Genomic DNA, 12,991 nt, shown 5'->3' with positions numbered 1-12,991 from the left:
TCGTGTGCTTGCGCACGTGAAGTAGCTAGGATCGCAATGCCAGAGATCACTGCGGAAGGGCGGTACGCCGTGGGCGCGCCTCAGGAGCTGTCGGTCGATTTGCTGATCGTGGGGGCGGGACCCACGGGATTGTTCGCCGCGTACTACGCGGGATTCCGCGGTCTTTCGACAGCCGTGGTGGATTCGCTGCCGGAGGCGGGCGGCCAGGTCACGGCCATGTACCCGGAGAAAATGATCTACGACGTCGGCGGGTTCCCGGCGATCCGCGGCCGGGATCTGATCAAGGGCCTCGTCGAGCAGGCCGCGCCGTGGAACCCGCGATATCTGTTGGGACGTAAGGCCGAAGGCCTGCGACAGGCCGAGCCGGGGCTGGAGGTCCTGCTCGACGGCGGCGACGTCATCCGTGCGGGCGCCGTGCTGATCACCGCCGGGATCGGCGAGTTCACGCCGCGGCCGCTGCCCGCCGGTGACGGCTGGCTCGGCCGGGGCATGGTGCATTTCGTGCCCGCGCTGGACGCGCACGCCGGGCACGATGTCGTGGTCGTCGGCGGCGGTGACTCGGCGTTCGACTGGGTGCTGGCGCTGCATCCCGTTGCGGCGAGCGTGACGCTCGTGCATCGTCGCAGCAGGTTCCGCGCCGCCGATTCGATCGTGCGAGAAGCGCAGCGGCTCGGCGTCCGGCTGGTGACCGACGCCGAGGTGACCGAGATGCGGGCGGACAGCGCGGGCCAGCTGTGTGAAATCACCGTGCAGCCCAAGGGAGCCGAGCCGTTGGTACTGCCCGCGCAAACCGTGGTGGCGGCGCTCGGGTTCACCGCCGACCTCGGCCCGATCGAGGACTGGGGGCTGAAGATCGACCACCGCGCGATCGCCGTCGACTCAACGATGGCGACCGCCCGGGACCGCGTCTACGCGGCCGGCGACGTGGCCAGTTATCCGGGCAAGGTCAAACTGATCGCCACCGGATTCGGCGAAGCGGCCACCGCGGTCAACAACATCGCTGTCGCGCTCGACCCGGAAGCACACCTGTTCCCCGGGCACTCCAGCAACGTCGAATGACCAGGTGTAGCGGGCCAGAACGTTCGTGACGGCCGCCGGTTTGTCTACATCGGACAGTCGGTCGGCTTCCGGTGGCCAGTGCAGTTCGGCGGGTACAGGTCTGGCATCTGGCGCAACACACCGCCCCCGAGGTCCTCAAGGCGACTGAGCACACCGAACTCGGAGTCGGACAGTCCGGTCGCGGCGGCGATCTCGGATCGAGGGCGGCAGCCTGGACGTGCTGGTCAACAACGCCGGCGTGAACACCATGACCTTCGCAGCTCCAAGACCGCGCTGAACGCCGTCACCGGAGCCGTGGCCACCGACTTCGACAACTTCCGCGGCACCCGCAGCCCCGACGCGCGCCTCGCATGGTGACCCGAGGCCATCGCTACGTGGCAGGACGCGAAGACCATCCAACTAGGCCGGCGGCGGTGTCGGGGTTGTGCTCGGTGGCGGCGCGAGCTGCTCGTTGATCCAGCTCGTGTACGCGACCGCCGAGGTATAGATCGAGGGCGCCGTCGCACAGGTCGAGGAGTTGTTGCCGGGACGGCTCGTCACGCCCAGCAGCAGCCAGCGGCTGTCCACCTGCGCGATTTCCGGGCCACCGGAGTCGCCGTAGCACGCGCCCGAGTTCCCGTTGGGATTGTCGGTGCACAGCTCGGTCTTCGCGTCGATCGCGGCGGTGCACTTCGCCGGGTCGAGCAGCTGGGTCGCCAGCTGCTGCAACACGTTCGGCGCCTGCCCGCAGTTCGGGTCCGGGCAGGTCTGGCCCCAGCCGAGCAGCCGGACCTTGGTGCCCGGCGCCGTGTCCGTACCGATCGCGACCGAAGCGGCCTGGACCGGAGCGGTCAGGTGCACCAGCGCGATGTCCCCGCCGGCGCCCGAAGGGTTGTAATCCGGGCTCACCACGACCTTGTCCGGCTTGGCTACCTCGCCGCCCTGTGTGCGGTCGTTGCTGCCGACCCGTGCGGTGAACGCGTCCGGCCGGCGGCCTTCGACGCAGTGCGCCGCCGTGACCACCCAGGAGGGGTCGATCAGCGAGCCACCGCAGAAGAACTCGCCCGAAGCGCTCTGCAACGCCGCGGCGAACGGGTACGGCTGATCGGCCTGGACACCGCCGACCAGCGCAGGCTGGACCGCCGACGCGGGTGATACACAAAAGATCACCGTGAGCAGGCAGCCCGCGGTGATCGCCAGCGCGCGCCTCACGGGATCGGGGGCATCAGATCGGCGTCGTCACCCGGGGCGCCGTCGAAGTCGATCGCCGAGTACTCGCGCAGCTTCGTCAGCCGGTGATAACCGTCGATCAGGCGCACCGTGCCCGACTTCGAGCGCATCACGATCGACTGCGTGGTGGCACCACCCGCGCGGTAGTGCACGCCGCGCAGCAGGTCACCGTCGGTCACGCCGGTGGCGCAGAAGAACACGTTGTCGCCGTGGACCAGGTCGTTGGTGGTCAGTACGCGGTCGAGGTCGTGCCCAGCGGCGAGCGCCTTCTCCCGCTCCGCGTCGTCCTTCGGCCACAACCGTCCCTGCAGTTCGCCGCCGAGACACTTCAGCGCGCAGGCCGCGATGATGCCCTCCGGCGTGCCGCCGATCCCGACCAACAGGTCCACACCCGTCGTCGGTCTGGCCGCCGCGATCGCGCCGGCCACGTCACCGTCGGAGATGAACCGGATCCGCGCACCGGCGTCGCGGACCTCCTTGATGATCTGCTCGTGCCGCGGCCGGTCCAGGATGCAGACCGTCACGTCGGAAACGCCGCTGTGCTTCGCCTTCGCCACCCGGCGGATGTTCTCCGCGATCGGCGCGGACAGATCGATCGCGCCGGCGGCTTCGGGGCCGACGGCCAGCTTCTCCATGTAGAACACCGCGGACGGGTCGAACATCGCACCGCGCTCGGCGACCGCCAGCACGGCCAGCGCGTTGGGCATGCCCTTGGCCATCAGCGTGGTGCCGTCGATCGGGTCGACCGCCACGTCGCAGGCCGGGCCGTCGCCGTTGCCGACCTCCTCGCCGTTGTAGAGCATCGGCGCTTCGTCTTTTTCGCCCTCGCCGATGACCACTACGCCACGCATCGAAACCGTGGAGATGAGCTGGCGCATCGCGTCCACCGCGGCGCCGTCACCACCGTTCTTGTCGCCCTTGCCGACCCAGCGGCCTGCCGCCATCGCAGCCGCCTCCGTGACGCGCACCAGCTCCATCGCGAGGTTGCGATCGGGCGCTTCCTTGCGTCGCTCAGTGCTGGGGGACGGGGTGCCGCTCGACATTGATGCCTCCAGGGTCGGTGCTGGCCGGAGGTCGATTCTCTCAGACGCCGCCGACAACTCAGGCCGCCATCCGCATGGCAAAGCTCACTGTCCGTCTCCGGCAGCGGGCTCCTCGTCGTCCTCGACCGATTTCAGCGCGGTTTCGATGCGTTCGCGGGCGCCTTCGAGATGCCGTTCGCAGACCTTCGCGAGGTGCTCGCCCTTTTCCCACAGCGACAGCGACTGCTCCAGCGACAGGCCGCCGGCCTCCAGCTCCCGCACCACCTCGACGAGCTGGTCGCGGGCCTGTTCATAGCCGAGCTCGGTGTTTTCCTGGGCGTCGCTCATCAGCGCACACTAGCGCGCTCGCCATGGCGTGGTCGTACCCCATGAAGGCCTGGGCGAACTCCTGGCCGTCACTCTCAGTGATCGCATCCTCGACGTAACCCTGTGCGTGCGCGACCCGCCGCCGGTACTCCGCGCCCTCGCCGAACCACCACTTCGTGCCCACCTGCCTGGCGGTCACCTCGGCCAGTCGTCGAAGGTGGGTGTCCAGGCCCCAGCGGTTCACGGCCGCGCAGCCGGCGAGCAGCGACGCCCAGCAGGCGTTGGCGGCTTCGTCGGTTTCGGCGGCTTCGCGCAGCACAGCCCTGGCTCCCGCGCGCGCGGCGACGTCCGCGGTGAGCGGGAGGAACGTGGGGGCTCGCACTTCCTACTCTCCTGGTTCCGTCGAGGTGACCGTCGCGTGGACCGCCCCGTCGACGACCCGCACGCGCAGCGGGGTTCCCTCCGCTACTTCAGAGATGGATCGGAGTACCTGGAGGTTGCCTGCCTCGTCGGGATATTGCACGACGGTGTAGCCGCGCGACATCGTCGCGGCCGGGCCGAGCGCGGTCAGCCGCGCCCGCGCGGAGGCGATCGCGGCCTGCTCGTGGGACAACGTGTTCAGCATCGCGCGGCGGCCGCGTTCGCGGTGCAGCTCGACGTCCTCCCGGCGCCGCTCGACCGGCGCGAAGGGATCGGCGAGCACGGGGCGGCTGCGAAGCTGGTCGAGGAGGCGGCACTGGGTGTCGACCCAGCCGTGCAGGGCGCGCCGGGCGCGGTCGCGCATCTGGTGCACGCGGGCGGTTTCCTCCTTGACGTCGGGCACGATCCGTTTGCCCGCGTCCGTCGGGGTCGAGCAGCGCAGGTCCGCGACGTGGTCGAGCAGCGGGGTGTCGGGTTCGTGCCCGATCGCGCTGACCACAGGCGTGCGCGCGGCGGCGACCGCCCGGCAGAGCGCTTCGTCGGAGAAGGGGAGCAGGTCCTCGACGCTGCCCCCGCCTCGTGCGATGACGATGACGTCGACGTTCGGGTCAGCGTCCAGAATGGACAGTGCCTTGCGGATCTGCGGGACGGCGGTCGGGCCCTGCACGGCGGTGTTGATCACCTGGATCGGCGCGGCGGGCCAGCGGGCGTGCGCGTTGGCGAGTACGTCGTGCTCGGCAGCGGACGCGCGGCCGGTGATGAGGCCGATTCCCTTGGGCAAGAAGGGAAGCCGGCGTTTGTGTTCCCTGGCGAACAGGCCCTCGGCCTCCAGCAGACGGCGCAGCCGTTCGATCCGGGCGAGCAGCTCGCCGATGCCCACCGCGCGGATTTCGCTGGCACGCAAGCTGATCGTGCCGCGGCCGAGGAAGAACGTGGGTTTGGCGTAGACCACCACGCTGGCGCCCTCCCGCAGCGGCGGCTCGACCCCGCGCAGCAGGCGCATCGGGCACGTGACCGTCATGGAGACGTCGGCGCTCGGGTCGCGCAGGGTGAGGAAGGCGGTCGACGTGCCGGGGCGCGCGGAGATCTGGGTGAGCTGGCCCTCGACCCAGACCGCGCCGAGCCGGTGCACCCAGTCGGCGATCTTGCGTGCGACGGTGCGGACCGGCCAGGGGTTTTCGGCGCTGGTCTGTTCCTTGGCCGCGGTCGTTTCGCTGGTCACCGGCTGTTTTCCTGACCTCGGTTGTGGTTGGCTGGTCGCCGGCTGTTCCCGTTGTGAGGCGGGGGCCGCCGGTGACATTCGGTTTTCGGCGGCGCGACGGTGCTGGTGCGCGACGCTCAGCGGCGACTCAAAGCTCGCTGGTCTCCGGCCCGTCACTGTCCGCAAGCCGCTGCACGTTGCCGATCCGGCGCGTGAGCATCCCGACGAACGACGGCCGGTTGCCGTGCTCGCGCTCGTAGGCCAGTAGTTCCCCGAGCTGACCGAGGGACAGACGGCGCAGCCGGGCGCGCAGTTGCGGCAGCGTCAGTTCGTCGTAGTTCGTCAGCCCGATCGGCCCGGACCCGGCACCCGTGCTGCCGCTCACCCCAGCGCCCTGGCCGGCGTCGCTATTGCCGCTTGCGCGGCCGGCTTCGCTCGCCGCGCTGATGCTCGCGGTGTCGGTGTGCAGGCTCGTGTCGGTGCCCAGGCTCGTGTCGCTGCTGCCGTCGAATTCGCCGGCATTCCCGAGCGCGCGGTCGCCGACACTCCCGTTGGCGCTGTCGAACTCGCCGTCGGCGTGGTCCTCGGCGAGCGCCTCCTCCTCCTGCTCCCACGGGTCGCGGGGGCTCACTTCGGGAGCGCTGTCGCTCACGTCCCTGAGCACCGTGACCGGCCGATGGCCGTTGTTGCCGTTGCCGAAACGGGGTTCCTCGGCCGGCGGGAGGTCTTCGTCGAACGTGGCCCAGCTCGGCGCCTCCTCGACCGGGCGCAGGGAGGAGAGCACCTCGTCGCCCTTGATCGCCAGCTCGGTGACGTGCTGCTGCAGGCGCATCGAGAACTGGAGGACCTGGGAGAACACCGTGACCGGCAGTCCGGCGACCTGTTTGGGCAGTTCACGGGCGTGTTCGGCAGCCGTCACGGCCAGGCCCGCGGCGACACGGAGGGGGAGCGGGAGCGGCTTCATGCGTACAGCGTGCCGCAAGTAGGCCATCCTGCCCAACCGATCAAGACCAACGGCCCACCCGACGTGACGGGCCGCACAATGTCGGCCCGCCGGCAGTACGCCACCCCGGCGCATAAACGCCGCCGCGGCAGCGGGCGGTCCTGGGTTAGAGAGCCTCGAACCGGGTGCGGCCGGAGGGTCGGCTCGGCACCTGGGGCTCACTCGGGCGGCGCGGCGCGGCAGCGCGTGTTGTGGCGTGGCGTGGCTGGTGCAGGGGTGCGCCCAAGCGGGTGGCATCCCAAGCTGGTGGCATCAGGTGCGTCGCGGTCCGGATTTCCGGTGGTAGTGGCGTGTGACCGGGGCGGAAGCGGCCGTTCCGCGAGCACCCGGCCGTGGGCCGTACCCTGGGGGATATGAGTGCAGGGACACCTTCCCCCGAGTCCGCCAAGCGAGTGCTGCTGGCCAAACCGCGCGGTTACTGCGCCGGTGTGGATCGCGCCGTGATCGCGGTCGAGAAGGCCTTGGAGCTCTACGGGCCGCCGGTGTACGTCCGTAAGGAGATCGTGCACAACCGGCATGTCGTCGACACGCTGCGCGAGCGCGGCGTGATCTTCGTCGACGAGACATCCGAGGTGCCCGAGGGCGAGCTGGTGGTGTTCTCCGCGCACGGCGTTTCCCCGGCGGTGCACGCCGAAGCGCAGGAACGGAACCTGCGCACCATCGACGCCACCTGCCCGCTGGTCACCAAGGTGCACAAGGAAGTCAACCGGTTCGCCAAGGACGACTACGACATCCTGCTGATCGGCCACGAGGGCCATGAGGAGGTCGAGGGCACCTCCGGGGAGGCGCCGGACCATGTGCAGCTCGTCGACACCGCGGCCGACGTCGCCAAGGCCGAGATCCGCGATCCGTCCAAAGTGGTCTGGCTCTCTCAGACCACGCTCAGCGTGGACGAGACCATGGAGCGCGTAGACCAGTTGCGGGAGCGGTTCCCGGACCTGGCGGACCCGCCCAGCGACGATATTTGTTACGCCACCTCGAACCGTCAGGTCGCGGTGAAGGCCATGGCCGGCGAATGCGACCTGGTGCTCGTGGTCGGTTCGCGCAACTCCTCCAACTCCAAGCGGCTCGTCGAAGTCGCGCTGCAGGCGGGCGCGAAGGACGCGCACCTGATCGACTTCGCGCGCGAGGTCGACGAGTCCTGGCTCGACGGTGTCGGCACTGTCGGCGTGACGAGCGGTGCCTCGGTGCCGGACGTGCTCGTCATGGACCTGCTCGCCTGGCTCGCCGAGCGTGGCTGGGGCGAGGTCGAGGAAGTCACCACCGCGAACGAGAAGATCGCCTTCGCGCTACCACGCGAGCTGCGCAGCAAAGTCGGCAAGTAGTCCCGCCGCTGACGGCTCGGCCAATCGGCGCTCGGGCATGGTCCAGACCTCATGTCTGCCCACGCGCGAGCGTCATGTGCTGTTTGTCCGACGGACAAATTCCTATACAGGGCAACAAGGAACGAACGGCTTGACCGGAGCTTCGTAGCTCCCAGTCACTCTTCGCCGTCCCACGGCCGCCGCCCGCGCTGCGGCGGATTCCCCCGCCGCCCGGGAAAACGCCGCGGATCGCCCTGACCGCCTCGCGGGTCACCGTCACCTCGCGGCGGCATCCGCCGCGGCCGATCGTCCGCACTACCGCGGTCCTCACCGCCGCGCCGACGCTCGCCCTCGGGCGGACGCGGCCGCCGCGTACCCGGTGGCGGTGGCTTCCGCTCACGGGCACCGGGCTCCCCGCCGCGCTCCCCGCGCCGGGGCGGGTCCTCCGGCCGCGGACGTCGTGGCGTCAGCGGCAGTGACGGGTGCTGATCCGCGGCAGGCTTGCGCGGCGGCTGAGGACGCCCTTCCGCAGGCCGACGTCCGCGCGCCGCGCCCTCACGCTTCGCTGCGGCCTCATCCCGCCTGGGGGCACCCTCGCGGGCCGCAGCGGCGGCCTCACGGTCACGACGCCCACCTTCACGGCCGGGCGCACCGTCTCGTGCCGGCCGCCCAGGGCGGGACGCACCGTCACGACCCGGGCCCTTGGCCGGCGGGCGCTTCTTGGCCGCGGCGGCGGCATCCGCCTTCGAACCCTTCACCGGAGCCTTCGGGTCCCGCTCGCGGTAGATCCGGAAAATCCCGATCGCCAGCGTGAATCCGGTCGTGATCGCCATCGTCGGGAAGGCGTTGATCAGCGGCGTACCGACCGCCAGCGCCTTCGCCAAGGTGTCACTGCTGGCCGGGAGTCCCGAAACCAGAAGCACCACGCCCGGCACGGTGACCGCCAGGATCAGCGGCGGTTGCACCATTGGTCCGAACAAGCTGCGCCGCTGAACCGCGCAGATCGCGGCGAGCGAGCCGATCACGTAACAGGTGTAGAACAACCAGCCGAGCGAGCCGCCGATTTGCACGTCGACGATCGCACCGACGATGGCCAGGCCGAACGCCAGCAGCACTGCTCCCCACCAGGGGAGCCCGCGCCGGTCACCGACGACGGGACGCTCGTCCCAAGGAACGGCTACCTCGTCGGCGTCAGGGGCGCTCTGCCGATCGCGAATGGCGGTCACAGCGCAACACCGTAACTCGTGGAAGACGCCAAGCGCTTCCCGCTCCGTGTGGTTGCCCTGGCCGGGCCTCGCTTGTGGCCTGCCTGCATCGCGCTGACCAGCGTGTTTACCGGATGTCAGGTGTGTTGGCAATCAGTCTTTTACGTAGAGGCCCGTGACGGCCGGCGCCGAGATCTCGCGTTGGGATGCCTCGCGCAGCGGGATGGACACGGTGCGTGCTCCCCGGGGAACCGTCGTCCTGTGGTCCCCGGCCGCGGCTCCGGTACCGAGTGATCGAGCCGCGAATCGGGTGGCCAAGGCAGGAACGGGGCATTTCGCCGGTCCGCCACGGACTCCTACGTGTCAGCTTGCGGCTAGCTCGTCCCCCTTCCGGATCGCGGGTACTTCGGAGGGGCTCGCGGCGGCTTCGGTCAACGGCGACACTGCGGTCCGGAAGCTCTCCAACGCGTCCAGTTCGCGCCTTCGTGCGGACAGGAACCGCTGCAGATGTGTACTGGACAGGTTGACCGCTTCGGCGGCGTTGGTTGCCGCCCGGTGCGCGGCCGCGGCCCCGCCCCGGACGCGTTCGATGTCCTCGACGACCGCCCGGTCGCTCGCCGCGAACAACGCCGCTGAAGCCACTACCGCGAACCCCGTGGGTCCGCACAGGAAGACACGACGGTCGAGCATCCACCGCAGCAGTTCGGGGTCGGTGTCGAGCGCGGCCACCACCGCCGCGTCGGACGGGACGAACATCACCGTGCCGTAGATGCCGTCCGCCCAGCGCTGGTAGCCCTTCCCCGCCAGTTCCGCCGCCCGCGAGCGCAGATTGCGGACATGCACCCGCAACGCGTCCAGCCGTTCGTCGGCGTCGTTCGTCTCGACCGCCTCCGCCCAGCAGGCCATGCTCGCCTTGGCGTCGACCGGAACGGTGCGATCGCCACCCACCCGCAGCACCAGATCCGGTTTCGCCGCGCCGCCGCCCGCGAGGTCGGTCTGCAGGGTGAAGTGCAGCCCTTCCCGCAGCCCGAGCGCCCGCGCGGTTTCCACCAGAACCTGTTCACCCAACTCGCCCCGGCCGCTGATCGAGGCGAACGCGACCTCGTACCGGCGCAGGGCGGCTTGCTGCTGATCCACTCGTGAACGCTCCGCCTCGACCTGCCGCGCCGCGGCGTCCGCGCGGCGCAGGCTGTCGTTGTAGAGCCGCCACAGCAAGGCGATCGCCACCACCAATGCCAGCGCGATGACGATGGCCGCGGTGCTGATCACGGTGGACGCCACGCCCGCCTCCTTCCTGTTCGGATCACTTGCCCCGCATCATGGCGCAGGCCACCGACAGAATCGGCGCAACGGGCCGTTCCCAGGCTGCGCTATCGGGTGAATCCAACCCGGATTCCGGCGCTGGTTTACTTGTGTGCCAAGGGTTTTGACCAGCGCTGTCGCCGGTCAGGAATTTTGTTCGGACCCCAGCATCCCGGCGAGCAGTTCGCCCGTGCTCCGGCGTAGTTCGGCCAGCGTCGGCCGTCCCGATGCCCACCCGCCGCCGGCGCCGGCGAGTGAGTCGAACAGGATGCCGTCGCACCACGCGATCAGCGCTCGCGCGTGCCGCTCGGGTGCCGGTGAGCCGTTTTGCTCCAGCAGCGTGGCTGCTTGGCGGCGCAGGACCTTTCCCGCGCGGTCGTAGTAAGAGCGCAATGTGGGGCGCCGCATTGCTTCGAGCGCGATTTCATAGCGGGCGAGGGTGCGAACCCGCCCGCCGTCGAGCAGTTGCTGCAGGCCGCGCGCGATGAGCTCGGTCAGCTCGTCGATCGTGCCCGCAGTCGTGGGGAACGGACCGCCGGCGGCATCGGCCTGGTCGAGCGCGAGCAGCCGGGAGACGGTCAGTTCCAGCAACGCTTCCCGCGTCCGCGCGTAGTAAGACGTGGAGCCGGCGGGTAACCCGGACGCCTCGTCGACCGCGCGATGCGTCAGCCCGCGCATCCCTCGCTCGGCGAGCAGCTGGATAGCAGTGTCGCCGATCAACGTCATCCGGTCTGCCATCGGCTTTCCTCCGATCCTCTACATCTGTAGCGTAGCTCTACGGATGTAGAGGGAGTGGTCGGCATGGCAGCGAATCCGCATGCGGTGATCGTCGGTGGTGGCATCGGCGGGCTGGCGACTGCGCTGGCGTTGCGGCGCAGGTCCTGGCGAGTGACCGTGCTGGAACGGCGAACCTCGATCAGCGAGATCGGCGCCGGAATCACGTTGTGGCCCAACGCATTGCGTGCGCTCGACGTACTCGGTCTCGGTCCGCACGTCCGGTCGCGCGGGAAGGCTCTGGTCAGCGGCGGCATGCGTGATCAGCGCGGGAAATGGCTCACCGGCGACGTCATGCGCGAACTCGCCGCGCAGCCGGACGGTGGAATCCTGGTGCTCGAACGTCGTCACCTGCTGGCGGCCTTGCAGGATGCCTTGGCCGGGGACGAACAAGTCGGCATCCGGGTCGGCGCCGCGGTCGGCGGCGTGACTGCGGACGCGGTTGTCGACGGCGCCCTACGCGGCGACGTCGTGATCGGCGCCGACGGCCTCAACAGTGCGGTCCGCCGTGCGTTGTGGCCGCGAGCCGAAGTGCGCACGACCGGGATGGTCGCGGCTCGGTTGATCGGAAAGCTCGAGGACTCGCGCGCGGTCGGCGGCGGGGAAACGTGGGGGCGCGGTGATTACGCAGGTCTTTCCCCGCTTCCGGAAGGTCGCCTTTACGCCTACTACGTCACTCGTCGTGTCCCCGAGGCGTCGCGCGCTTTGCCGTGGTGGCAACAGCGTTTCGCGCCCTGGCACTATCCGCTGCCACAGCTCCTGGCCGCGGCCACGCCGGACGAGCTGTTGTGTCACGAGCTTTTCGAACTCGTGCCGTTGGACACGCTCGTCTGCGGTCACGTGGCTCTCGTCGGGGATGCCGCCCACGCGATGACGCCCAATCTCGGCCAGGGCGCCTGCCTTGCGCTCGAAGACGCGGTCGAACTTGCCGCCGCGCTCGACAGCGGTGGTGCCGTCGAGGACCGGTTACGCGGCTACGACAGGTCTCGGCTGCCTCGCGTGCACCGCCTTGCCAAGCGGTCCCACACCGCCGGCCTCGCCCCGGCGGTGTCCGGCAGAACGCTGACGGCGATCCGCAACACCCTGATTCGCCTGACCCCGCTCGGCGTTTCGGTACGCGCGTTCCGTGGCGTCGCCGACTGGAACCCACCTGCGGGCGCAGCTGGAGACAAACCTGCTTTCGGGTGAATACTCGGTGGCATGGCCACCCTGACGGTCGCGACCTGCCAGTTCCCGGTCAGCGCGGACATCCGCCGCAACGCTCGTTATGTTCGACGCCAGTTGCGATTCGCGCACGAGCACGGCGCGGATGTGGCGCATTTCCCGGAAGCCTGCCTCTCCGGATATGCCGGCTCGGATTTTTCGGATTACCAGGGATTCGACTGGTCGTTGCTGGAATCCGTGACATGCGAAATTCTTGGCCTCGTCGCGCGGCTCGGCATCTGGGCAGTGCTCGGCTCGACTCATCCACTGACCGGGAAACACAAGCCGCACAACAGTCTTTACGTCGTCGACAGTTGCGGTGCGATAGTCGACCGATACGACAAAAGATTCTGCGCCGGCGGCCCCGACGAGCGATCCGGCGATCTTGCACACTACACGCCCGGCGATCACGCCACGGTCTTCACGATCAACGGCATACGCTGCGGCGCGCTGATCTGCCATGACTTCCGCTATCCCGAGCTTTACCGCGATTACAAACGAAAAGAAGTGCAGTTGGTGTTCCATTCGTACCATGCCGCGCACATGTCGCCCGAAACGTTTGCCGCTGTCCGGGCGCAGGTGGGCGATGACCTGCAGCGGCTCAATCCCGGCGGCACCTACCCCGGTATCACCCAGCCCTCGACAATGACCGCCGCTGCTGCCGCGAATCATCTGTGGATCAGCTGCCCGAATTCTTCCGCGAGGGAGAGTTGCTGGGGTGCGTTCTTCCTTCGCGCGGACGGGGTCGTCACTGGACGATTGCCGCGAAACCGTGCGGGAGTGCTGATTTCCGTGATCGACACCGAAGCTCCGCTGTATGACTCGACGGCGGCGTGGCGGTCTCGCGCGATGAACGGGATCTTGCACAGTGGAACGCTGGTCGACGACGCGCGGTCGCGGCGGCGAACGGAACTGTGATTGTTCCCTGATCGGGTGAACCGCTGCGGCATGTCTCCGGGGTT

Annotated in this window: 13 protein-coding genes; 4 read left to right on the top strand and 9 right to left on the bottom strand. The window is 69.3% G+C overall.

Annotation, left to right across the window (positions count from 1 at the left end):
* Nucleotides 1-36 precede the first annotated feature (36 nt).
* Nucleotides 37-1,059, top strand: coding sequence for an NAD(P)/FAD-dependent oxidoreductase (locus tag VHD82_RS17040; RefSeq protein ID WP_325704122.1), 1,023 nt, complete (start codon nt 37-39; stop codon nt 1,057-1,059).
* Nucleotides 1,060-1,458: 399 nt separating this feature from the next.
* Here VHD82_RS17040 and VHD82_RS17035 read toward each other — a convergent pair whose 3' ends face one another.
* From VHD82_RS17035 to VHD82_RS17010, 6 genes are all read right to left on the bottom strand, one after another.
* Complete coding sequence (locus VHD82_RS17035; protein WP_414637530.1) at nt 1,459-2,250, bottom strand: S1 family peptidase; 792 nt, start codon at nt 2,248-2,250, stop codon at nt 1,459-1,461.
* Nucleotides 2,247-3,311, bottom strand: coding sequence for a class II fructose-bisphosphatase (glpX, locus tag VHD82_RS17030; protein ID WP_325704119.1), 1,065 nt, complete (start codon nt 3,309-3,311; stop codon nt 2,247-2,249). Before glpX ends, VHD82_RS17035 begins: the two co-directional genes overlap by 4 nt.
* A gap of 84 nt (nt 3,312-3,395) precedes the next feature.
* The gene (locus tag VHD82_RS17025) at nt 3,396-3,638 is read right to left on the bottom strand and encodes an exodeoxyribonuclease VII small subunit (RefSeq protein ID WP_325704116.1); all 243 of its coding nucleotides are present in this window, start codon (nt 3,636-3,638) and stop codon (nt 3,396-3,398) included.
* Nucleotides 3,601-3,999 carry a hypothetical protein gene (locus VHD82_RS17020; RefSeq protein WP_325704114.1) on the bottom strand — a complete coding sequence of 133 codons (399 nt, stop codon included), beginning with the start codon at nt 3,997-3,999 and terminating at the stop codon, nt 3,601-3,603. Before VHD82_RS17020 ends, VHD82_RS17025 begins: the two co-directional genes overlap by 38 nt.
* 3 nt (nt 4,000-4,002) lie before the next feature.
* Nucleotides 4,003-5,259 (bottom strand): exodeoxyribonuclease VII large subunit, encoded by a 1,257-nt coding sequence (xseA, locus tag VHD82_RS17015; RefSeq protein ID WP_325704111.1) that lies wholly within the window; start codon nt 5,257-5,259, stop codon nt 4,003-4,005.
* A 127-nt stretch (nt 5,260-5,386) separates the two neighbouring features.
* Nucleotides 5,387-6,202 carry a lipid droplet-associated protein gene (locus VHD82_RS17010; protein WP_325704109.1) on the bottom strand — a complete coding sequence of 272 codons (816 nt, stop codon included), beginning with the start codon at nt 6,200-6,202 and terminating at the stop codon, nt 5,387-5,389.
* 392 nt (nt 6,203-6,594) lie between these two features.
* On the opposite strand from VHD82_RS17010, the gene VHD82_RS17005 reads away from it, so the two are divergent.
* Nucleotides 6,595-7,566, top strand: a complete 972-nt coding sequence (locus VHD82_RS17005) for a 4-hydroxy-3-methylbut-2-enyl diphosphate reductase (protein ID WP_325704106.1) — start codon at nt 6,595-6,597, stop codon at nt 7,564-7,566.
* Nucleotides 7,567-7,721: 155 nt separating this feature from the next.
* Here VHD82_RS17005 and VHD82_RS17000 read toward each other — a convergent pair whose 3' ends face one another.
* The 3 genes from VHD82_RS17000 to VHD82_RS16990 form a co-directional block, all read right to left on the bottom strand.
* Nucleotides 7,722-8,771, bottom strand: coding sequence for a DUF6542 domain-containing protein (locus VHD82_RS17000; RefSeq protein WP_325704103.1), 1,050 nt, complete (start codon nt 8,769-8,771; stop codon nt 7,722-7,724).
* A 342-nt stretch (nt 8,772-9,113) separates the two neighbouring features.
* Nucleotides 9,114-10,031: a DNA recombination protein RmuC gene (gene rmuC / locus VHD82_RS16995; RefSeq protein ID WP_325704100.1), complete on the bottom strand. Its 918-nt coding sequence runs from the start codon at nt 10,029-10,031 to the stop codon at nt 9,114-9,116.
* Between the two features lie 165 nt (nt 10,032-10,196).
* Nucleotides 10,197-10,790 (bottom strand): TetR/AcrR family transcriptional regulator, encoded by a 594-nt coding sequence (locus VHD82_RS16990; RefSeq protein ID WP_325704098.1) that lies wholly within the window; start codon nt 10,788-10,790, stop codon nt 10,197-10,199.
* A 63-nt stretch (nt 10,791-10,853) separates the two neighbouring features.
* Here VHD82_RS16990 and VHD82_RS16985 point away from each other — a divergent pair, with 63 nt between their 5' ends.
* Together VHD82_RS16985 and VHD82_RS16980 are read left to right on the top strand one after the other, a co-directional pair.
* A complete protein-coding gene (locus tag VHD82_RS16985; protein WP_325704095.1) occupies nt 10,854-12,014 on the top strand; it encodes an FAD-dependent oxidoreductase in 1,161 nt (386 codons plus the stop codon).
* A 12-nt stretch (nt 12,015-12,026) separates the two neighbouring features.
* A complete protein-coding gene (locus tag VHD82_RS16980; protein WP_325704092.1) occupies nt 12,027-12,947 on the top strand; it encodes a carbon-nitrogen hydrolase family protein in 921 nt (306 codons plus the stop codon).
* Nucleotides 12,948-12,991 lie beyond the last annotated feature (44 nt).

Source organism: Amycolatopsis sp. (genome assembly GCF_035546795.1).
Lineage (GTDB): Bacteria > Actinomycetota > Actinomycetes > Mycobacteriales > Pseudonocardiaceae > Amycolatopsis_E.
Note: the sequence above shows the minus strand (reverse complement) of the source record. Positions and strands in the feature narration are given on the sequence as shown.